At 43.8% G+C, this 22,564-nt stretch carries 15 protein-coding genes and 1 pseudogene; 9 read left to right on the top strand and 7 right to left on the bottom strand.

Features of this window, described 5'->3' with window-relative positions:
• The first annotated feature begins 194 nt into the window (after positions 1 to 194).
• Positions 195 to 2,018 (top strand): DUF4335 domain-containing protein, encoded by a 1,824-nt coding sequence (locus F6J90_RS05080; protein WP_293091385.1) that lies wholly within the window; start codon positions 195 to 197, stop codon positions 2,016 to 2,018.
• A 376-nt stretch (positions 2,019 to 2,394) separates the two neighbouring features.
• Positions 2,395 to 3,165: a class I SAM-dependent methyltransferase gene (locus F6J90_RS05075; RefSeq protein WP_293091854.1), complete on the top strand. Its 771-nt coding sequence runs from the start codon at positions 2,395 to 2,397 to the stop codon at positions 3,163 to 3,165.
• A gap of 63 nt (positions 3,166 to 3,228) precedes the next feature.
• On the opposite strand, the gene wecB is transcribed toward F6J90_RS05075, so the two are convergent.
• Entirely contained in the window at positions 3,229 to 4,425 is a 1,197-nt protein-coding gene (gene wecB, locus F6J90_RS05070; protein ID WP_293091384.1) for a UDP-N-acetylglucosamine 2-epimerase (non-hydrolyzing), read from the bottom strand.
• Positions 4,426 to 4,599: 174 nt separating this feature from the next.
• Positions 4,600 to 6,186, bottom strand: coding sequence for a D-alanyl-D-alanine carboxypeptidase/D-alanyl-D-alanine-endopeptidase (dacB, locus tag F6J90_RS05065; protein ID WP_293091383.1), 1,587 nt, complete (start codon positions 6,184 to 6,186; stop codon positions 4,600 to 4,602).
• Between the two features lie 133 nt (positions 6,187 to 6,319).
• Here dacB and F6J90_RS05060 point away from each other — a divergent pair, with 133 nt between their 5' ends.
• Positions 6,320 to 6,751 carry a DUF2809 domain-containing protein gene (locus F6J90_RS05060; protein ID WP_293091382.1) on the top strand — a complete coding sequence of 144 codons (432 nt, stop codon included), beginning with the start codon at positions 6,320 to 6,322 and terminating at the stop codon, positions 6,749 to 6,751.
• 292 nt (positions 6,752 to 7,043) lie between these two features.
• Here the strand turns inward: F6J90_RS05060 and F6J90_RS05055 are convergent, their stop codons facing one another.
• The gene (locus tag F6J90_RS05055) at positions 7,044 to 7,976 is read right to left on the bottom strand and encodes a hydratase (RefSeq protein WP_293091381.1); all 933 of its coding nucleotides are present in this window, start codon (positions 7,974 to 7,976) and stop codon (positions 7,044 to 7,046) included.
• A gap of 653 nt (positions 7,977 to 8,629) precedes the next feature.
• Here F6J90_RS05055 and F6J90_RS05050 point away from each other — a divergent pair.
• On the top strand, positions 8,630 to 10,279 hold the full coding sequence (locus tag F6J90_RS05050; protein ID WP_293091380.1) for a response regulator: 1,650 nt from the start codon (positions 8,630 to 8,632) through the stop codon (positions 10,277 to 10,279).
• 288 nt (positions 10,280 to 10,567) lie between these two features.
• On the opposite strand, the gene F6J90_RS05045 is transcribed toward F6J90_RS05050, so the two are convergent.
• Positions 10,568 to 10,723 carry a hypothetical protein gene (locus F6J90_RS05045; RefSeq protein ID WP_293091379.1) on the bottom strand — a complete coding sequence of 52 codons (156 nt, stop codon included), beginning with the start codon at positions 10,721 to 10,723 and terminating at the stop codon, positions 10,568 to 10,570.
• Between the two features lie 141 nt (positions 10,724 to 10,864).
• Here F6J90_RS05045 and F6J90_RS05040 point away from each other — a divergent pair, with 141 nt between their 5' ends.
• The 3 genes and pseudogenes from F6J90_RS05040 to F6J90_RS05030 all read left to right on the top strand — a co-directional run bounded on the left by F6J90_RS05040 (position 10,865) and on the right by F6J90_RS05030 (position 16,826).
• Positions 10,865 to 12,247, top strand: coding sequence for an ABC transporter substrate-binding protein (locus F6J90_RS05040; protein ID WP_293091378.1), 1,383 nt, complete (start codon positions 10,865 to 10,867; stop codon positions 12,245 to 12,247).
• Positions 12,248 to 12,791: 544 nt separating this feature from the next.
• Positions 12,792 to 15,266, top strand: a complete 2,475-nt coding sequence (locus tag F6J90_RS05035) for a hybrid sensor histidine kinase/response regulator (protein WP_293091377.1) — start codon at positions 12,792 to 12,794, stop codon at positions 15,264 to 15,266.
• Positions 15,267 to 15,613: 347 nt separating this feature from the next.
• Positions 15,614 to 16,826, top strand: a pseudogene (locus F6J90_RS05030) (transposase).
• A gap of 11 nt (positions 16,827 to 16,837) precedes the next feature.
• Here the strand turns inward: F6J90_RS05030 and F6J90_RS05025 are convergent.
• Positions 16,838 to 17,230: a hypothetical protein gene (locus tag F6J90_RS05025; protein ID WP_293091376.1), complete on the bottom strand. Its 393-nt coding sequence runs from the start codon at positions 17,228 to 17,230 to the stop codon at positions 16,838 to 16,840.
• Between the two features lie 297 nt (positions 17,231 to 17,527).
• On the opposite strand from F6J90_RS05025, the gene F6J90_RS05020 reads away from it, so the two are divergent.
• Positions 17,528 to 17,659 carry a hypothetical protein gene (locus tag F6J90_RS05020; protein ID WP_293091375.1) on the top strand — a complete coding sequence of 44 codons (132 nt, stop codon included), beginning with the start codon at positions 17,528 to 17,530 and terminating at the stop codon, positions 17,657 to 17,659.
• 860 nt (positions 17,660 to 18,519) lie between these two features.
• Positions 18,520 to 20,355, top strand: coding sequence for a group II intron reverse transcriptase/maturase (gene ltrA / locus F6J90_RS05015; protein WP_293091374.1), 1,836 nt, complete (start codon positions 18,520 to 18,522; stop codon positions 20,353 to 20,355).
• 87 nt (positions 20,356 to 20,442) lie between these two features.
• Here ltrA and F6J90_RS05010 read toward each other — a convergent pair whose 3' ends face one another.
• Entirely contained in the window at positions 20,443 to 21,852 is a 1,410-nt protein-coding gene (locus tag F6J90_RS05010) for a zinc ribbon domain-containing protein (protein ID WP_293091373.1), read from the bottom strand.
• Between the two features lie 445 nt (positions 21,853 to 22,297).
• Complete coding sequence (locus tag F6J90_RS05005) at positions 22,298 to 22,456, bottom strand: hypothetical protein (protein WP_293091372.1); 159 nt, start codon at positions 22,454 to 22,456, stop codon at positions 22,298 to 22,300.
• Positions 22,457 to 22,564 lie beyond the last annotated feature (108 nt).

The raw sequence follows: 22,564 nt of genomic DNA, 5'->3' as shown, positions 1-22,564 counted from the left end.
CCCTAACCCTCATTAATAAGGGGGGGCAGTAAACAGGGAACATTAGGAAAGAGAGCAGAGGATTTTTTGGTGTTATGATAAATCAGTATTGGGTTTTCTGATTTCTTGGGAAATGCTATAGACATTAACCATTAACGATTAACGAATAACAATTAACAATTAACAATTAACAAATGACTAATAAATAATCACCAATGACTAACATAGTCCTGCGAAGTTACACTCCTCCTACCTGTACCCTATCAATTTGGGCAAACCGCTCACCCTTATCCCGCTGGGTGGGACAATCTGTGGTGAAGAAGTTGCGGTTTGAGTTGCGTTTTGATGACCCCCGCAAGCCAGAAGAACAACAGGTAACCTTACGAGGCAACGCAGAAGATTTAGATGTGTTGTATGAAGCGGTAGATGGCTATGTTCAGCACTTCCTTGAGCCGTCCGGAAACCAACTGGTTGCCCCTGGAGACTCTTCTGCTGAGGTGACTCCCTTGAGTGTCCTAACTCTTCCAACCCCTAAGGCAGAAAATGCCACAGCAGTTCCAACTCAGCCAATCCATCTGCAATCAAAAGGCTTACTGAGCCATAGCCTGTTTCTGGGTAAGCTGGCTAATCAAGAATCTGGGTCAGTAGTTGATTTAAGTGCTACACAGCTGTTTGATTTAGCTACCGCTTTGGATGAATATGCGGCTGAAGTAGTATCCCTACCAAAACTCAATCAGCCCAGTTGGAAACCAGAATCATCCGGTTGGATGCGTACAGCAGCATCGATGGTGTTGGCAGTGGGTGTAACAGCAGCAGTGATTAAGTTGCTTGATAAACCTCAGCCTGTTGAGCAAGCGAAAACACTAACAACAGCACAATCACAAACAACAGCATTAGACTCCAGAAAGATTCGGAAAAAGCGAATCATTTCTCAGGTACCCCCAGCACCGAGCACTCCCATCCCAACTCCATCGGTACCACCCCGTCTGTCCCCAGGAACCAAGTTACCCCCACCGCCTCCCGTTAAGCCACCCTCTCTACCAGTACGCACTCCGCCACCGCCTCCCGTTAAGCCACCCTCTCCACCACCAGTACGCACTGCGCCAGCAATAGCCTCACGCGCGAATTCACGTCCGATGCTCAAGATTGTTCCTGCTCCAGCTAGGACACCAGACTCTCCCAAACTGAGTGCTGCTAGTTCTGTAGCTAGTTCTGCTGTTAGTCCTGTAGCTAGTTCTGCTGTTAGTCCTGTTGCTGCTTCTGGAGCTAGTAAGGGTGAGAAACCTGTTTCTGAGGCTAGTAAAACTAATTTACCTGCTGCTGATGCAAATACCCAACCCAAACCAACTCCACCCAGTCCCATCGCTGTAGTACAAACTGTGTCAGAATTGCCAGTTATTAAACCAGCGCCCTCTCCTACTGACGTGGCAACTCAGGATTCCCCTAGAGAAAGTCTATCGATCCCCACAGAAACAGTGGTAATCCCTGAGGCCGAGTCTTCGATTTCTTCTACTTCTACTGCTTCGATTTCTTCTACTTCTACTTCTTCTAGGTCTTCTAGTACTAATGTGGCGGTTCAAGCCATCCCTGCTCCTCAACAGAATGTGTCCACTCTCTCTAGAGGTCCTTCTACCTCTAGAATTATCGATCAAGCTGTGCCTGGACTGAATGTCCCTAGTAGCCCTGTTTCTAATTCTTTAAACCCATCCAAGACTACCGTTGCGAATCAGATATCTCAAAATACCCTGTTTGATAAGATTTCTCAGGTAGCAGAAGCTAGACGATATTTCCAGGAGCGCTGGCAACCTCCCGAAGGGCTACAGAAAACCTTGAACTATAGTTTGTGGTTAAATAATAATGGTACAATCAGACGTATAATTCCCCTTGGGCAAGCAGCCAAAACCTATATAGACAACGCCCCCATACCTCTGATCGGTGAATCATTTGTTTCCCCTTTAGAAGGGGAAGGGATGCCAAAAATTCGCGTGCTGCTACACCCGGATGGTAAGGTACAGACCTTGTTGGAGGGGATGAATTGAGGTAATTATTAATAGGGGCTCTTGCTCACCACCTATTAGGTTAAATTCCTTCCTAGTATGTCCAAAACTATTGTTAGGCAATTTTGGACAATCTTTTTGTGTGCGCTCCCTAGCGCTCCTTTGGAAAATGCGGGGTCTTACCCTATTAAGCTTTAATTTAGCATGGGGAGGACTAAAATCCAGATACAGCCTCTTTGGAGTTGTTTTAAGTAGCATTTTGGCATAGTAGGTCTGGAAAAGCAAGTTAACTAAACTCTATATCTAGAGTCTTTGGGTAAGCCTTGAGTTGGTCTGCCGCTGACATTGGCTGTTAGGCTCTTGTACCGTTCACAATTCGTTTTTATCTGGGTTCAAACTCAAAGGAATCTTGAAAGTGATGAAGAAGCATAAAATCCAATTTCCACCTACAAATGTTCGAGAGCTTGGCCAAGATCAAGTCTATTTTTACCTTGTTAATGGAGAATCCAGGGAGAAAATCCGTCTACATGACTATGAGCGGATATTCGAAGTTCCTGAATTATACGAACAGGTTGTATATGAGCGTCTGAAGTGCCAGTCTCCATCAATTGTAGTGGATATCCTGCAGTCTGCCGTATCTCAAGGGGACGAGAGCCTCAACGAGCTTCGGGTACTTGATCTTGGGGCAGGAAACGGGATAGTTGGTGAAAAGCTCAAACAACACGGAGTCTCACGGCTAATCGGAGTTGATATTATTCCCGAAGCTCAGGCTGCCACTGAGCGAGATCGTCCCGGAATCTACGATGAATTCTATGTGATGGATTTCTGCAATCTCAGTGATAAAGATCGTGATGAACTCAATTCTTGGTCACCTAACTGCCTGGTTTCAGTAGCAGCACTTGGGTTCGGTGACATACCAGCAAAGGCTTTCTTGGAAGCCTTCAATGTAATTAGCGAAAATGCTTGGGTTGCCTTTAATATCAAAGAAACCTTCCTTGATTCAAGTGATGATTCTGGATTTTCACAGCTCATTCGGAAACTGATCTTCTCGGAATTTTTGGATCTCTATCATCTTAAAAGGTATCGGCATCGGTTTTCCCTCGAAGGCGAAAAGCTCTATTACTTTGCCCTAGGGGGCAAAAAAAATTCTGATGTTCCGCCCTCTTTAATAGACTCACTTGAGTTGTGATCCTGACAGGGGAAACCTATCTAAAATTCGGCTAACCGGGAAGCTAATATGCAGACAACTCGGTTATTGCCCACTAAGTCTGATTGGGGGATTACAACCAAAGTAATCCTCCACAATCTTTACGATACGCTCCGCCGCACGACCATCCCCAAAGGGATTAATGGCATTTGCCATCCCCTGATAAGCTACTGAATCACTCAATAACAAACTTGCCGCCCCTACCATCTGTTCCGGGTCGGTTCCTACCAACTTACCAGTCCCAGCTGCGATCGCTTCCGGTCGTTCTGTCGTCTTACGCAACACCAGCACTGGCTTACCCAAACTGGGGGCTTCCTCCTGCAATCCGCCAGAATCAGTCATCACTAAATAACACCGTTGCATCGCTGCTACCAATTCCACATAATCCAGCGGTTCTGTTAAAAATACCCGCTCATGGTCCCCCAACATTGCCCTTAGGGGTTCCCTGACCGTAGGATTGCGATGGAGAGGTAACAATAACGCTGTATCTGGGAACTTATCTAAAATCTGGAGGAAGCCCTGGGCTATATCCTCCAGTGGTTTCCCCCAATTTTCCCGACGGTGTACTGTTGCTAAAATCGTGCGGTATCCTTCCCAATCTAAACCCGGAACCTCACACACTGGTTCCCGCTCAGCTACCATCAACAGGGCATCAATCACCGTATTCCCAGTTTTATGAATTGCGCCAGTGACCCCAGACCCCTGCAAATGCTCTACTGCCAGGGGAGTGGGGGCAAAATGTAATTGAGTAATCTGAGAAATCAGCCGTCGATTGGCTTCCTCTGGATAGGGATTAAACAAATCATTGGTGCGTAATCCCGCCTCCACATGACCCACCGGGATACGTTGGTAAAACGCTGCCAAGGCCGCAGCAAAGGCCGTAGTTGTATCCCCCTGCACAACTACCAACTGGGGCTGCAATTCCTGAAATAACTCCTCTAACCCCCGTAAACTCAAACAAGTAATATCCGTCAGAGTTTGCTTGGGCTGCATAATTTCTAGATCCCGATCCGCCCTCAGGTCAAACATCTGCATTACCTGGTCTACCATTTCCCGATGCTGACCCGTTAACACCACCTGAGTCTTAAATTTACCAGAGCGTTGGAACTGAAGAATCACCGGAGCTAACTTAATTGCCTCCGGACGAGTTCCTAATGTGATACAGATTTGAATTGGAGACTTGGTTGAAGCCTGGTTTAGGGTCTTGGGTGTAGGGTCTGGGGGAATTTCCAGGGGTTTCATAATTACAGCATTTCTCAATTGGCTGAAGTACTTTCGTTCTGGGTTGCGCGGGAATAGGGAATAGGGAATAGGGAGTAGGGCTAAGAGTCAGCGGGCGTGGGAAAACCGGGCGCGGGGAGGGAGGGAAGGGCTGCGAAAAATGTTCAACCGTTGCTACCCCTCAACACTCAACACTTAGCAATAACCCAAGCGAGTCAATAATAGAACAATTTCATCAATAGCACGATAGAGTGTAGTAACAGATTGGTCAGATTGATTTACCAGAATACTCAATACCAAGGTTTGATAGTCAGGAATATCAAGATAGCCGGATAAGGCTGAGACACCACTTAATGTACCAGTCTTGGCCTGGAGCTTGCCAACAGCTGCGGTATCACGAAAGCGATCGCGTAAAGTTCCACTAACCTCAGCCGTAGCCAAGGATTCTCGATAAACCTGAGCTAATGGGGTTTTTGCCATCAGTCTCAGAGTTTTTGCGATCGCAAACGGACTAGCTAAATTATGGCGAGATAACCCAGACCCATCAGCCAGACTATAGCTTTTTGGGTCAACCCCTAACTCCGTTAAGCTCTGTTGAACCGCTACCAGACCCAACTTAGCCCTAGACTCACTCCCCACCTCTGTTTCCAGTTGGTGCAATAATGCCTCAGCATACAAATTATTACTGTGCTGATTGATTTCCTTTAACAATAGCGCTAAGGGAAGAGATTCCACTGCTGCCAACTCTCTGGTTGTTTGTGTATTGGTTATTTCTGTATTATTAACATTAGAACGAAATCTATTATTAACCTCTCTTCCCATCCCCTGATCTGATGATCTGACCATCTCAGCTGAACTGTCTTTCACCAATGCCTTGATCACAGCAATTCCCTCAGCTTCGAGGATACGGCGGAAAGACTCCAGGAAATAATGGGCTGGGTCGCGAACTGCTAACCCCCAGAAGTCTGGTGCAGCATCTGCTGCCAGTTGACCGTTAATCACTAACACCGGCTCACCTAAAACTCCCATTATTTCTACTGAGTATGGTATTCCGGCCTTACCGGTAACAGCACGATTATCCACACGCCACTGTCTAGCGGCTATAGCATCACTCCAACTAACGCGCAATTGTTTACCAGGCTGTTGGGGCAATAGGGTTAGTCCGACAGTATTTTGATTGAGAATAAGTCGATTAACCGAAGCGCCATAGTATAGATAACTATCACTCCACTCCCAGGTTGGATTGATAATACCATAGGGAGTATAGCCATCTTCTACAATTAACTGTTGCACCCACGTCACCCCTTGACCCTTTAGTTGTTGTGCCACATCTGTTAACTGGGTATTGGTTAAGCTTGGGTCTGCTTGTCCCACAATCCGTAAGGACGTCAAATAGGGGCTAGTGCCAGTACCATAAACCGGTGTGCGAATCCGGTATTGCTCACCTAGTTGACGTAAAGCTGCTGCTGTGGTAAGGAGTTTGATATTTGATGCTGGGATAAAGAAACGTTCTGATTCAAGACTGTAGAGGGGAGCTGAGTCGGCTAAGGGTTGAATCAAAATCCCCCAACGCGATCGCATAAATTCGGGACGACTGATTATGGCATCAATGGCTGTAGTTAAGTCAGCAGGACAAATCTTGTCTCCAAAGGATTTCGGTTCCTCAACTACTTCAACTGCTGCTGGTGTCGCCATCACCCCTTGCTTGATGACTAACTGTACAGCTAACCACAACAGCAGCAAAGTTATTGGTTTTCCCCATCGATGTAAGGGATTTGGCATAACTCACAACTCATAACTCACAACTGACGTACGGGCATCTTGGTGGAACGGGCATCTTGGTGGAACGGGCATCTTGCCTGTTTCCTGCCGCAACTCACAACTGACCCACTGACCCCCTCAGCAGTCAAATCATTTGTCTAATCCGCTAATGACTAAACTATTAAAAATTACTCCTCAACGCTGGCTGATTATCCTATCCCTATTGATTATTACACCATTAGGGATTCTTTCCAAGTATTACTCTGGTCTTGGAGAAAAATGGGTTCATGACTACTCTGGTGCTATTTTGTATGAGATTTTTTGGTGTTTATTGATATTTTTTATTATCCCCAATCGCCAAGCAATAACCCGAATTACCTTAGGAGTTTTTAGCGTTACCTGTGCCATAGAATTCTTACAACTTTGGCAAACCCCTCTATTAGCACCGATTCGTGCTTCCTTAATCGGTAAATTCCTGTTAGGAACTACTTTTGTATGGTTGGATTTCCTCTATTATGCCATTGGCAGCGTCTTAGGTTGGCTATGGTTACGGCAAATCTCCCAGTTTCGGAAACTGATTAGATAATATAGCGGTTTTCAATTGGTGAGGTTTTTAGGGAACAGGGAACAGGGAACAGGGAACAGGGAACAGGGAAAAAATGCTGTGTACCTGATTAGGCTAGAAACCGCTATAATCACAATTTCCAATTTACAATTCCCAATCTTGACAATATCGATGCTACCCCGGACCCTAAATGAATTGTGATAATTTTTGTTTCCTGTTCCCGACTCCCGACTCCCGACTCCCGACTCCCGACTCCCGACTCCCGACTCCCTACTCCCTACTCCCTATTACCTTTATTAGACCGGACATGATATTACTCAAAACTAACGGATAGTTCTACCTTTCCTTTTGGATCTAATCCAATATATTGAGCACGGATGGTAGTACCTGGTTTAACAGGAGCTAGGGGAGTCATCGAACCTAAAGACAGTAAATCGCCTTTCTTCAAAACTTTACCTGATGCCTTCAAAGAATCTTTTAACCAAAGTACTACCTGTAAGGGATTCCCTAATAAAGCACTACTTTTACCAACAGCTAACTCATTACCAGCCTTATCTACAATTACAATCTTTATATTTTTTAATCGTTCTTCCCAATCAGGGGTAGCAGATAAAGGAATCGGTGTTCCTAAAACTCCCAAGCGAGCACCGACATTAATGGCTACCAAAGCAGACCCATCAAGACTCACATTTGGGTCATAAACTAAATCTGGCAGTTCCATGAAGGGAATGACGGCATCAAGAGCAGCTAATGCTTCTTTAGGGGTAGTAGCACTATTAATCTCTTCGCTACCAACTCTAACGATTAAGTCTCCTTCATATACAGGTCGAGCACCGAACTTGGCAGGGACAACCGCTCCACTGTTGAGCAACATCTTTTCGAGAAGTACACCTCGTATGGGTTCAGAGACTTTGAATCGCTCTTGAGCAGCAGGATTAGTCAGTCCAGCTTTGTAACCTACAACGTTTCCTAAACTAGAGCTCAACTGTTGTACAAATTGGTCTTGCAAAGCCTGGGCTTGTTCAACGGTTAGCTGAGTCGCAACTGCCCTAGCTGGGGTTTTGTTGAGATAGCTAGTTGTCAATTCCTCCACCAGACGACCATCAGGGGTTTGATCTAAAACCTTACTAGGAGAGCTACTACTTGAGTTGGAGTTCTTCTTAGCCCCAGTGAGGTTGCAGCTTGGCAGATATAGAACCGAAGCCAATAGTAAAATTGCTAGGGAAATAGATTTGATATGTTGCATGGTGTTGCTAGAGCTGTTTTCAGGATTCAAACCATTTGGCATCACTCAAGAGCCGAAAATTGCTTCAGTTCCATTTTTTGGTGTTACTTATGAGTTACAGAAGGGGAAGTATACAGATAGAGAATTCACGACCAAGAGGAGGTAACCATAAGCGTAGACAAAAGCTTAGACAAAAGCGTACACAAAGGGGGGATGATTTCAGCTTATCCCATCACTGAATCAATACACTAGTTGATCACGACTTTCGGCGAGCTAATCAGCAATCGGTAGTGTTGACGGTTAACTGTTAACGGTTGACTGAAGACACTCAGCCGTCAACAGGAAATCCCATTCCCTGTCTTCGAGGATCAGCTTCAAGAGATTATTACTCCAAGTCAGATCATGTCCGGTGGAACACTGATCTCGGAACATTCCAAATGTGTAACTGGAGTGTGAGCGTCTCCCTGACTAGCCTATAGTCAGCTAGTAAGATGCTTGCACTACAAAATAACAAGTAACAAGTAACGAGTAATAAGTAACAAGTCACAATTTCCCTGAATACGAAGTGATTAAGAGGTGCGCTTGACCTTGGCGAATTTAATTCGCCAAGGTCAAGCGCACCTCCGGACTTGCTCTTATCCCTTGGCGATTAGGAAATATATCAATAAGTGAAAATGAACCAATCACCAAACACTGGAACAATTTTAATCGTTGATGATAATCCCAATAATTTATCAGTTCTCTACAAAACTTTGGAAAGTGCTGGGTTTCAAGTCAGAGTGGAAATGGATGGTGAAGGAACTATTGAACAAGTAGAGTATGAACCCCCTGATCTCATATTATTAGATGTCAATATGCCAGGTATTGATGGATTTGAAACCTGTAAAACACTCAAAAGTAATCCCAAATCCAAAGATATTCCCATAATTTTTATGACAGCGTTTGCGGATATAAACCATAAGATAAAAGGATTATCGTTAGGTGCAGTAGACTATATTCCAAAACCCTTTGAGCAAGAAGAAGTATTAGCTAGAGTCAGGCTCCATTTAAAACTCAATTTTTTGACAAAAACCCTCGCTGAACAAAACGCCTATCTCCAAGACGCTAAACAAAAAGCAGAAGTAGCTAACCAAGCTAAAAGTGAATTCCTAGCTAACATGAGTCATGAACTCCGTACTCCCCTAAACGGTATTCTAGGATATGCTCAAATTCTCCAACGTGATGCGGCTAAAGCCGCCTCCAAAGGTGAACGAAATTTAACCACCAAGCAACTCGAAGGCTTAAAAATTATTCAGAAAAGCGGTAACCATCTCTTGACTTTGATCAACGATATCTTAGACTTCTCCAAAATCGAAGCTGGCAAAATGGCACTGTATCCCACAGAATTTAATTTACCAACCTTCTTAGAGGAAGTTGTGGGAATCATCCGCATGCGAGCTACTGAAAAAGATATTGTGTTGAGATTTCAACAAAAAACTAATTTACCGACTGGTGTTAAGGCAGACGATAAACGGCTCCGACAGGTACTGATCAACTTGTTAGACAATGCAGTCAAATTTACCGACCAAGGCAACGTAACTTTCAACGTTGGAGTGATTGAAGACCAAAACCCTACCTCCGTTGATCAGGGGAAAGATTCCAAAATCCAACATCGGACGATTCGCTTTGAGGTGATTGATACCGGGATAGGAATTAGCCCTCAACAATTAGAGAATATCTTCCAACCCTTTGAACAAACGGGGGATAGCAAATATCGGGCAGCTGGAACGGGCTTAGGCTTAGCCATATCTCGGCAGTTGGTGGAATTTATGGGAAGCCAACTAAACGTTAAAAGTGAGTTAAGTAAGGGGTCAATGTTTTGGTTTGATGTTGCCTTACCTGTGGTTAAAGTTACCGAAGCTAAACGGAATATTGCAGGTCTTGTGATGGGTTACCACGGAAAACGACGCAAATTGCTAGTGGTGGATGATAACAAAGAAAATCGGTTGGTATTACTTAACATGCTTGAACCGTTAGGCTTTGAGGTGGTAACGGCAGAAAATGGTCAGCAGGGATTGGATGTCGCCATAGCCATCCGACCCGATCTGATTTTGACTGATTTATTCATGCCGGTCAAAACTGCTTTTACCATGGTGCCAGAAATGCGGGAAATACCCGATCTGAAAAATGTGCCGATCATTGCCCTTTCAGCCCGTACTTTTGACATAGTTCAGAAGCAGAGTCAGATGCTGGGCTGTGAAGGTTTTCTACCGAAACCCATTGACCAGGATCGTTTACTTGGTTTATTGGAGCAGCTATTGCAATTGGAGTGGGTTGATAACTGACGTACTCTAAGACCAATTTTCTTTAGTTAAGACAGAGATCAAAGATCGGGGGAAAGGTTAAAGCTTAAAGGGAAAAGCCCTCTGAGCATATCCTTTCCCTTTTAACTTTTAACCTTTTCGAGATTGATTAAGTCAGTCAGGGATTTTTAAAAATGGTATAATACCAAATTATATCATGTCCGGGATGATCGGTATTGTAACGTTTTGTGAATAGGTATTAGGTCATTGTGATTACTCCTTTAGGATTACCTATTATCCATTACCTATTATCTATTACTAGTTTACTTTTCAATTGGGTGAAGTACTTTCGTCTTGGGTTGCGCGGGAGTCGGGAGTAGGGAGTCGGGAGTCGGGAGCGGTGCGACCCCGCGCTTTTTCAAAGCTAAGCGTGAACGCGCAAGCCCTGGGAGTCGGGAGTCGGGAGTAGGAATGGGTGTATCTCAATGCATGAAATTAGGCAAAAGTGAGATGCACCCAATAATTGACGCAAACATTATCAGAAAAATACTTTTGCAAGAGGTTTATTCACACAGTCCTGGATAATATCATACTAACGGACTTGATAAGTGTAACGGTTTAAGACTTATGCGACGACGGGAATTTAATCAACTCCCTTGGTTTTTCCTCGGTTTGGGATTGGCTAACTGTACTCACAATTCCCAATCATCAAGACAATCATCAAGACAATCATCAACCTTTGACACAGCTAAAACACTGAGCATCTGGTGGCAACAGGGTTTTTATCCAGAAGAAACGGATGCACTCCGGAAAATCATCGACCAGTGGGAAAAAAACAATGGTATTAAAGTTCAATTAGTCATCATACCTCAGAAGGATATTCTCAAAGAAATTGAGAGTGCGATCGCATCAGGTAATCCTCCTGACATTTTCTATGCAGGGGTAGCAGACTTGACCATTATTCCCCGTCTGGCATGGAATAACCAACTGGTAGATGTGTCTGATGTCATACAGCCTCTGAAAAATTGGTACAGTGAAGGGGTTCTTGCCGGAGTCAATTATCAAAACAAAGTTGCTAAAAAACGTAGCTACTATGCTGTACCAATTATGCAATCAGCCATTCATATTCACTACTGGGAAGACATCCTGACCGAGATTGGTCAGGCAAAGGGGGCAATTCCTAGAGATTGGCAGGGATTTTGGCGGTTTTGGGAGCAGGTTCAGGGAAAGTTGCGTCAGAGCAGTTATCCCAATATGTATAGTATCGGCATGCCTATGTCCATGAGCTTAGATACTTACAACAATTTTGAGCAATTTCTAGAAGCCTACAATGTCAAACTAATTGATAAAAACGGCAAATTACGCTTAGACGACCCCCAAGTTCACGAAGGCACTGAGGCGGCTCTAGACCAATATACCCGCTTTTATATCAATGGGAAAGTGCCACCTGATGCCATAGATTGGGATAATACAGGCAACAATGTAACGTTACTCAGCCGCACTAGCCTGATGACGGTCAATCATACTCTGTCAGTTCCAGGTTCCCAACGACAAGATCCCGAAATTTACACCAAGCAACTTTCTACAGTTAAGTGGCCAAATAAACCTAGTGGTGAACTGATGAGATTCATCGTAGAGATTAAACAGGTCATTCTCTTTAAAGCATCCACAAAACAGGAGTATGCCAAGAAGTTTCTCTCATATTTGGCACAACCGCAAAACTTACAAGCCTACACAGAAGGGTCTCAGGGTCGATACTTACCTGTGATGCCGAAACTGTTTGAAAAACCCTTTTGGAAAAATCCCAATGATCCTCATATTTCTGTGGCGCTACAGCAGTTAAAACACACCCGACCAGCTTATCAAGTGTTAAATCCAGCTTATAGTGAAGTGGCTGCTCAAAACGTTTGGGGGCAAGTGATTAGAAAAATTGTGGTGGATAATTGGTCAATTAAGCAAGCCACTAATCGAGCTATTGATAAAATCAATAAAATTTTTTATAATTGGTAGAAAAATAGTCAGATTATTCGCTATCACAATAATTGTTATCGCATTTTTATTTTACTTGTGAACCTAGGATGGATATAAAAAGGGAACAGGGAACAGGGAACAGGGAACAGGGAACAGTAGTCAAAATATCCGAGGAGTTTTTGGTGTTATGATAAATCAGCCTTGGTTTTCATGATATATTTAGAAATGCTTTATCAAAATGATTGAGTGTAAGCATTAAGCCTAGGGCTATCAGTTATCAGCCATTCCTGATGCCTTACTTTAAAAAGCTACTATAGCGTTTCCTAGTTTAATGAGGTACATGTATTTTTTTACCTGCTCCGAAGTCCCTGCTCCGAAGTCCCTGCTCCCTGTTCCCTAAAACCCAAAAATAAAGTACCTCACCTGATTAAAAAATGCTATAGTGCTGACTCTATTTATTTACCAAATATTTATAAATCAGGCGTTGAATTACATTAAATTATAGCTGAATGCTGATAGCTCAATCCCTACAAAGGATTGAGTTTAGGCGAAAAGCTAAATTATCGCGCTTATTATGATTTTTATGATTAAATTAACTCAAAAAACGTTACTGTCAAAGCTAGTCACCTACTTTTCACTTTTATCAGTTGTTACGGTAACCATTGTAGCTATTACTGCTTATATTTTAGCTAGGAAAGCTCTCAAACAAGCTGTCTTTGATCGACTCAGTGTTGCTGTGTCTATCAAATCTGATGAACTCAATCAATGGTTTAACAATCAGCGCCAAGATGTCCTGTTATCGGCTCAGTTGCCAGAAATTCGAAGACAAGCCGAGGTCTTACTCAGCAGTAAAAGGTCTCAAACCCGGTCAATAGATTACCAAATCGCCTATGACAGCATTTCAGAATACCTGACTGATTTAGCTGCCATTAAGCCTAATCTACGAGAAATTTCCCTGCTCACAACTGGTGGGATTATCATTTTCTCAACTAACAAAACCCTGGAGGGCAACTATCAACCCCTTGGTGCGACTACCACTTACTTCACCCCAGAACAAACGGACGTTAAACCAACGTTTTATAGCTCTTCAAAAACAGGTAAAACAGCCATCACCTTTGCTACACCCCTGTTTAACCAATCTGGTAACCGTATGGGAGTAATTTCCATTACTCTCGATCTTCAAGAAGTTGATAACCTAATTCGAGACCGTACTGGCTTAGGTGAGAGTGGGGAAACCTATCTAGTTGGTCGATTGGAACGAAAAAATATATTCATCACCTCAACTCAGTTTGAGCATCAAAAATACTCTAAGGGAGTTAGTAGTTTGGGCATTGATAGCGCTACCCAAGGAAAAAATAGTGCTGGGCTTTATCAGAATTACGATGGCATACCTGTGATCGGTGTGTATCGCTGGTTGGAGAAACAGAACCTGGCTTTACTAGCTGAGATCAGTCAGCAAGAAGCTTTTGCTCCCGCTCGTCGGCTAGCTGGGAACATTGTGCTGATTGGATTGAGTTCTACTGGACTGCTGCTGGTGGGGGTTTATCTACTATCAAGCCAGATTACCAAACCGATTCGGGCAATCACAGAGGCAGCGATTCAGGTAGCTAGTGGCAATCTTTACCATAAAGCTCCTGTGTTGAGTGATGATGAAACTGGTGTGTTGGCTCGGTCATTTAACCAGATGGCACAGCAATTGCAGGATTCTTTTACGGCCCTAGAGAAAACAAATCAGGGTTTAGAAATCCGAGTGCAAGAACGCACTGCCGAATTAGGGAAAGCTAAAGAAGCTGCGGAAGTTGCTAACCAAGCCAAAAGCCAATTTTTAGCTAACATCAGCCATGAATTGCGCACTCCCCTCAATAGCATCTTAGGCTATGCCAAAATTCTCCAGCGCGATACAGCTAAAGCTGCTACCCAAGAGGATGGTTTCAAGGGCAGCACCCCAATGAGCGATCGCAATTTAAGAGACCAGCAAATAGAGGGTTTAAAAATTATAGAGCAAAGCGGAACCTATCTATTGACCCTAATTAACGATCTCTTAGACTTCTCTAAAATCGAAGCCCGTAAGATGGAACTCTACCCCAGTGAGGTTCATTTTTCAAGCTTCTTGGAAGGGGTAGTTGGTATTATCCGCATGGGAGCTAATGAAAAAAATATCTTGTTTAAGTATAACACTCAGGGGAACCTACCCACAGGGGTTAAGGTAGATCAGAAACGGTTACGACAGGTTTTACTCAATCTATTAGGTAATGCCGTTAAATTTACTGACCAAGGTCATGTCACATTTAATGTTGGAGTCATTGAGAAACAAAACCCTATCTTAGCCATCTCTCAGTCTTCCAACAAAAGCATTCAAGGGGGATATTCTAACATCCATTCTCGGAAGATTCGCTTTGAGGTGATCGATACTGGGATAGGAATCAGTCCTCAACAGTTAGATAAAATATTCCAACCCTTTGAACAAGTAGGGGATACCCAGCTTCGGATAGCTGGAGCGGGTTTAGGTTTAGCTATCAGTCAGCAAATCGTTAAATTGATGGGAAGTAAACTAAAGGTTAAAAGTCAATTAGGCAAAGGTTCAACATTTTGGTTTGATGTCACCTTACCTGTGATAGATATTGTTGCCGAAGCTGAAGCATATATTGCTGTTAAAGGGTTAAGTTATAAAGGAAAACGACGGAAATTGTTAGTGGTGGATGACATAACAGAAAATCGATTGGTATTGCTCAATATGCTGAAACCTTTTGGTTTTGAAGTGGTATTAGCCCAGAATGCTCAGCAAGCATTGGACCTGGCCAGGGCAATTCGACCGGATCTGATCTTAACGGATTTATTCATGCCTGTTAAAACTGGTTTCACGATGATTCCGGAATTACAACAGATACCGGAAATGAAGGATGTACCAATTATTGCCTTCTCTGCCAACAACTGGGATGTCGTCCAGAAGGAGACTCAGAAACTTGGCTGTGATGCTTTTCTGCCGAAACCAGTTGACGAGCAGAAATTACTGGCATTATTGGAGAAGTATTTACAATTACAGTGGGTTGATCAATAGCTGTCGTAAGCAGTCAGCTGTCAGCTGTCAGCTGTCAGCTGTCAGCAGTCAGCTTAAAATAAACCTATACAGGCCTATGGCCAGGTTACGGGAACGGGAGAATTTAAGATTGAGATATGAATGAGAATTGAAAGTCTGGGGATTTGTCCATCAAAGCTGATAGCACCTCAAGTAGCGTGCGCGTAGCGCATTAGCTGATAGCTAACACTGTTTAGTTATCAATAAAATTACCGAAAATTTTGGTTTAAAGCCCCGTCCTTCTAGGAAGGCTTTTTTTTGAAATCAACCTTGACAGTTTTATGTTTGCTATGCTAAGATAAAACTATATCGAAAGGAGGTCGATTTCGATGATAGTGTTAGAGTTTAAAGCCAAAGGAAAGCCGTCTCAATATTCAGCTATAGACGAAGCTATCAGGACTGTTAAATTCATCAGAAACAGCTGTATCCGCCTATGGATGGACAATAAAGGGACAGGGAAAAACGACCTTAGTAAATACTCTAAGATTCTTGCTAAAGAGTTTCCTTTTGCGAATAAATTAAACTCTACTGCCCGTCAGGCCGCATCTGAAAGGGCATGGTCATCGATTGCTCGGTTCTACGATAACTGCAAGAAAAAAGTACCAGGAAAGAAGGGATTCCCGAAATTCCAAAAGCGTGGTCGTTCTGTCGAATACAAAAAATCAGGATGGAAGTTGTCCCCTGATAATAAATCGATAACGTTCACAGATAAAAAAGGAATTGGGAAGCTCAAACTCAAGGGTACTTGGGACTTGTGGCGTTTTGATAAAAAGCAAATTAATCGGGTTCGGATAGTTCGTAGAGCCGATGGGTATTACGTTCAATTCTGTGTTGCAGTCGAGGTCAAAGAAGATTTGAACACGACTGGCAGAACTATTGGGTTAGACGTAGGACTCAAAGAGTTTTATACAGATTCTGAGGGATATGCGGAACCAAATCCCCGGTTTTATAGGGCTGGGGAAAAGAGATTAAAATTTTATCAACGTCGGGTTTCCCGAAAAAAGAAAGGCTCATCCAATCGTAGGAAAGCCATTAATAGGTTAGGCAGAGAGCACCTTAAGATAAGTAGGCAGCGTGAAGAACATGCCAAGAGACTGGCGCGTTGCGTAATCCGGTCTAACGACCTGGTCGCCTATGAAGACTTAAGGGTTAAAAACCTAGTAAAAAATCATTGCCTTGCCAAGTCTATTAATGATGCAGGTTGGTATCAGTTTAGGAAGTGGTTGGAGTGTTTTGGGGTTAAATTTGGCAGGATAACCGTTGCGGTAAATCCTGCCTATACTAGCCAGAACTGCTCCGATTGTGGCGAAGTTGTCAAAAAGTCTCTATCAACAAGAACTCATGTCTGCACATGCGGATGTGAACTTGACAGAGACCATAATGCCGCCATCAATATCCGAAATAGAGCCATAAGTACGACGGGGCACGTCGGAACTTGGATTATTAATCCGAACGCTTCAGGAGATTTGGCCTCTACTCTTTCTGGTTCCGGCCTGAAAGAGCCACGCTGAGTCGTTGAGTGAAGAATCCCCGCTATTATAGGGCGGGGAGTGTCAATTTTTTAACAGTAATAATGTAGTAAATATCAGCACTAAAATTGCTTCAGTTACCAAAAGACCGTAGATGGTTTGTCTTTGCTCAGGGGTGGAGGCAAAATAATCGATAAATACCGTGTAAATAATAAACTGAGAGAGAATTCCAACTAAAAACAATCCAATGCCCCACACTTGTCGCTGCCAAAGTCCAATCACTGCTGCTGTATCGATAATGCCATAGAAAACATCGCCAATTCTCCAGGTTAAGGGGGTTTTTAACCACGGCATTTCCCCAAAACCTGCTATATTACCAAAGTGGACAATCGCGCCATAGGCAAAGACAAAGGCGAGGATTCTTAAATAAATGCTCATCCAAGGGCGTTCTGTAGCTTGGCTCAAATAGTCCACCATAGGTCATAGGTCCTTGAAAAAAACGACTTCTGTCCACTTTAAGGATAGCGCTCTTAGGGGCTATTGAAATATAGCAGTTCTCAATTGGGTTAGGTACTTTCGTCTTGGGTTTTAGGGAGCAGGGAGCAGGGAACAGGGAACAGGAAACAGGGAACAGGGAACAGGGAAAAAATCCTGTTTACCTGATAGCTATGAAAAACGCTGTATCTATCAATTCTAAATTCTAAATTCTAAATTCTAAATTCCCAATTACCAGAGCTTGAATAGCAATCCGTATAGGAATTGTGATAATTTTTGATGCCATATTCCCTACTCCCTACTCCCTACTCCCTGTTCCCTGTTCCCTCTGCTAAATATGATCTTTGGCAAAATGACCACGATTGGTTCATCGCAAGGAGTAGAGTTGTGACGTCTGCACAACGGTTTTGAGGTTAAAGAATCATGCAGCGACGCCAATTCACTCGAGATACTCTTAAACCGGGATAAATCTGGACAAGCCCGGTACCACGGGTCAAGGTGCAATTTATTGCAGTCTAAGTGAGGAGTGGTCATACAGCAATTGGAGTCAAGCCTCCCACTCGTCTATTTAGACGTTCCTGACATCTCGATCAGGAGTTCCTTAAAAGCCCGAGTTTTGCTATGTTTGCAGTTAAGGGGCGACCGATGAAGGTGCTCATGCAGAGTGAAAGAGGTAAGAGCCTTTCCAAGACTAGGATTCAGTCTTGTTCCCACCCAAAGGAGCGTACTGAGATGGATAACCCGGTTTACCACTAGGTTACTCCCGAATCAGTGGGTTTCACAGCTAGAGGGTAAAGCCAGAAAGAAACTGAGATGTCGGGAAGGTGACCAATGGCAGGGAAAGAATCAAAGGGTTGACAATTAGGAACCGTTGTTATAAGGCATCGTAACAAGCAATATCCCTGATCAAACGACAATGGGGATAACAGCTCCCGGATTAGCCTCTCCTTGACGGGGCAATCAGAATCCCACAGTGGACTCGGTGTAGAGACGGCAACCTTAGAATCGCACCTCTAATGAGCATAACCGGGTAAGCCGAGGTTGAGTCCAATATCTAGGTCGATTGATATTGGTAGCCAAATCCCAAGAAGCGGTATAACTCTCAGCCCGGTAGAAGACTGAACCAAGCAAAAGCCGGAACCCGAAAGGGAACAGGAAAGTGGAAACGTATAACTGACCGGATAGAGGGAAATCCCTCAACTCGTGCATAGTGCTGAATTTCAGAACTAATTCCGAGCCAAGGAAATAATACGCTAATACCCTAATTGTATATGGAAAAGATAGAACCGAATCCCACAGGAAACGGTATCGTAACTAAACAAACCACCGACTGGCACGCAACCAACTGGAAACGAGCCTACAGGACGGTCAGGAAACTTAGACGCAGAATTTTCAAGGCGACACGTGAAGGCAACTGGAAAAAGGTGAACAAACTACAAAGATTAATGCTTCGTAGTTACTCCAATATCCAAGTTTCCGTCAGACAGGCCACACAGGTCAATAGTGGAAAGAAAACAGCAGGAATAGACGGCGAAACAAAACTTAATCCCGCTGAAAGAGGAAAAATGGTCGATTCACTCACCACGTACAAAACCTGGAAGCCAATCCCAACTAAACGCATCTACATCCCAAAATCCAACGGCAAAAAGAGGCCACTAGGAATACCGAGCATCACCGACCGCTGCCTACAAGGCATTGTCAAAAATGCACTAGAACCTTCATGGGAAGCCAGATTTGAACCCGTATCATATGGCTTCAGACCAGGTAGAAGTACCCATGATGCCAGACAGAGGATATTCCAAAATATCAACGGGGAAAAGAATAGGAAATGGTGGGTACTGGACGCAGACATCTCCGGGTGTTTCGATAACATCGCTCACCAACCACTCTTGGAAACCATAGGGAACTTCCCAGCAGCAAACCTCATTGAGGAATGGCTTAAGGCGGGATACGTCCATAAAGGCGTATTCCATAACACAGAGGAAGGAACACCCCAAGGTGGAATAATAAGTCCCCTACTGGCTAATATCGCACTACACGGATTAGAGGAAGAATTGGGAATTAGGTACAAATGGATACCAGACAAAAGAAAAAAGGATGGAGGATGGTGGTGTAACACATCTACAAGGACTTACGTCCGCTTTGCTGATGACTTCGTAATCTTAACCGAAAGCGAGGAAGATGCAGCCGAAGCTAAGAAAATCGTCGAAAGATGGTTATCTAATAAAGGACTAACACTATCTGAAGAAAAGACAAAGATAAGCCACCTAACCGAAGGATTTGATTTTCTAGGCTGGAACTTCAGGAAATGCCAAACAACCAACAGGAAAACGGGACTAATAACACTCATTAAACCTTCTCAGAAAAGCGTTAAGAAGGTCAAGGAAAATCTAAGAATAGAATTCAAGAGAGGAAGAACCCTGTCCCAAAAGGTAATAATAGGTAAAATCAACTCCATAGTGAGGGGGTGGAGCAACTACCATAATGGGGCAGTATCAAAGGAAATCTTTTCTAACCTCGACCACTACGTATTCTGGAAATTGCAGAGATGGGGAAGACGGAAACACGCAAAGAAATCCCAAGAATGGGTAAACAAAAAATACTTCGGTAATCATTGCCCAGGAAGGGAAGACAAATGGGTATTCGGAGATGGAGAAATCTATTTGGACAAATTTGCCTGGACTCCAATCCAAAGGCACACAATGGTCGCTTATGACAAATCCCCAGACAACCCGGAACTCGTAGAGTATTGGAACGAAAGGGAATTAAAACAAAGCGCCAAAACGGCCAAGAAAAGATTATCCACAGGAAAGGACAAAATAGCAAACAGACAGGAGTATCAGTGTCCTGTCTGCAAGCAATCCCTAGGGGAATATCAAAATACGCATCTACATCATATCATTCCCCAATCCCTAGGGGGTCATGACCGATACGACAACTTAATCTACCTACATGAAGATTGTCACTATTCCATCCATGCCTTGGGCGCAACTAATCCCGAAATACAGCAAATGCTAAGAAACGGGATAAAAACACCCTCCAAGAAACGGAACAAAAGCCAAAAGGTACAAAACCGTAAATCAAGGAAAAGTAAGTTGCACAAATAACGTGTTCTAAAGGTTTTAGGTGCGCCGTGTGCTTGGAGACTTGCTCGCACGGTGCTTAGGGGGCGAAGCGGGGGTAACCCCGCCGACCTACCCAATCCATCCAAGCTCAACTGCATCAAGCAGACTCAGTCCCATACCTTTCAAGAAACGCGCGGTACGGCGCAACAATACTGCTTGAACCTCGGCTTTATTCATGTACCGGGTAATTTCCTTATCTGTACCCCGAGTAAGGATGTTTTTAGCAGCATTGTGGTCAGCCTGCAACACGACCCCATCAAATCCGGTAAAGCTGTCCCCAGTCCTTTTCCCTAATAGGGTTCCATTCCTGGAGTCAACTTGCGACGTGTAACTAGGCTGGACTTCTGTTACAACCGACCCAGTCCAATTAGCCCATTTCTGCAAGGAGTTCCGAATCTCTCCTTTCATCCAACTATTGAGCTTGCGGGACATAATTTTGGACTGACGTTTATTTTTTATCGGTTGTGTTAAATCTTCTGCAAATACTTTTAGTGATTCCCCATTAAAAAGGGATTTAGATGCGGCTCCTATAATAGCCGTGAGTTCTGATTGATTCTGTCTGTATCGGCGATTCTCTGTTTTTCGGCTCAGATTGTTTTCTAGTATTTGAGCCGACTTAGCTGAGTCTATTTTTTCTAGCTTTCTATGAAGCGCCCAGAGCTTCCCTCTGTTGCGATTCTTGGCACAGATGCGATCCGACTTTTTGGTTACTGCTTTGCCTAACCCTTTTCCGTGTGCCTGCCCATCCGAGTCATAGAGAGCCTCGGTGTACCCTTTATCTACTCCGATAGACCGACGGGAAGAAGGAATTTCTACGGTGCCATAATCTACTAGGAAGTGAATCTCAAATATTTGTAGAAGCTGATTATAAATTAGTCTAATCTGTCCTTTTACTTTTCGATTAGACCTAAGGATTATCCGATTCCTTTTCCCTCTCCTTAACCCAGCTAATTCTAACTGGTAAGTGTTACGAGAGAGTCGCCTACAGCTATAGCCTACTTGTTGATAAACTATCTGATTTTTGACCCAAGAATGCCCTCTCTGGAATTCCTTTCTAACAAGTCTGTGCAGGAGTGGACTATCCAGGAAGGCTAATGTCTTAAGCTGTTTGCAAAGTTTTTTTCTGGTCTTTTGGTTCTCTTTCCCAGGAAACCTTTTGTAGATTTTCTTTATTACGGCATCGGTACAGGCTGCCTGGCTCGCTGTAATGGCTTTCGCTACATCATTGATAGTCCAATCCATTAATTTGGCAGGCAGCCCCAGGGCATCAGGAGTCCTGAAACTCTTTACTTCCGGGATGGCCTTTTTCCAGTCCAGTCCCCAATGGTTAATACTTCCCAGTTTGTTGTAAGACTCAGCTCTAACGATGCCAAGCTTTTTCATTACCTGCAGCAATTCAAGTTTAACCGACTTGGTCATGCCCACCACAGGGACGATTTGAGTCGATATCTTTTTTGCTGCTCCTACTTTTCTTGGCATCGTTACTTGACTGTGTCCTATATCTCAATTATACTATAGCGCTAAGGAAATGCCAATGTCCGAATTATGACTTTAAATCCCGTTTTATACCGATTTTTGGGTACTTAATTGCACGACTATCCTTGTTCTTATGTGGTCTCCGATAAAATCATTGAGCTTACTTGTATTTTGGTCTACGCTCTTAGCAGGGGCTTTTCAGCTTGCGCGCAAACCTGCACCTAAAAGGCCCATTAATATCCCTTAATCTTATCATAGATTATCAAGAAGCGCAACAGATCCAGTCTCCAATTCCCAAGGGGCTGTGTGCGGAACCTGCGTCCGCACTTTATACGCCCCGTCTCCCGCGCTTCATGCACGGGTATAACGGGAGTCCCCTTGGAGTTAAATGATGGTTTGTCTGTGGCGCAAGCTACCAATCAAGCGATCGCACAAATCAAACAAATTTTTATTGGAAGTAATTATAGGTATTAGTCAATCCTTCCTCTGTTCCCCAACTGACGGTTTCTTCTCCCTGTTCCGGAACAGTAACTGGTTTTCTTAGGGCAATATTTGCAGTTAGAGTGGGTGTATCAGCCAATACCTCAACAGGCTCTAGCTTGATCACAGGGGTCAAAACCCAGTTGAGATCAGCCGTTTGTCGTACCCCCCCTCACGAAAAGGTGCGACCGTTGGCGAATTTAATTCGCCAACGGAAAGCGCACCTAATATGGAA

This window comes from Moorena sp. SIOASIH, from assembly GCF_010671925.1.
Classification (GTDB): Bacteria; Cyanobacteriota; Cyanobacteriia; order Cyanobacteriales; family Coleofasciculaceae; genus Moorena.
This window is presented reverse-complemented; position numbering and strand designations above follow the sequence as displayed.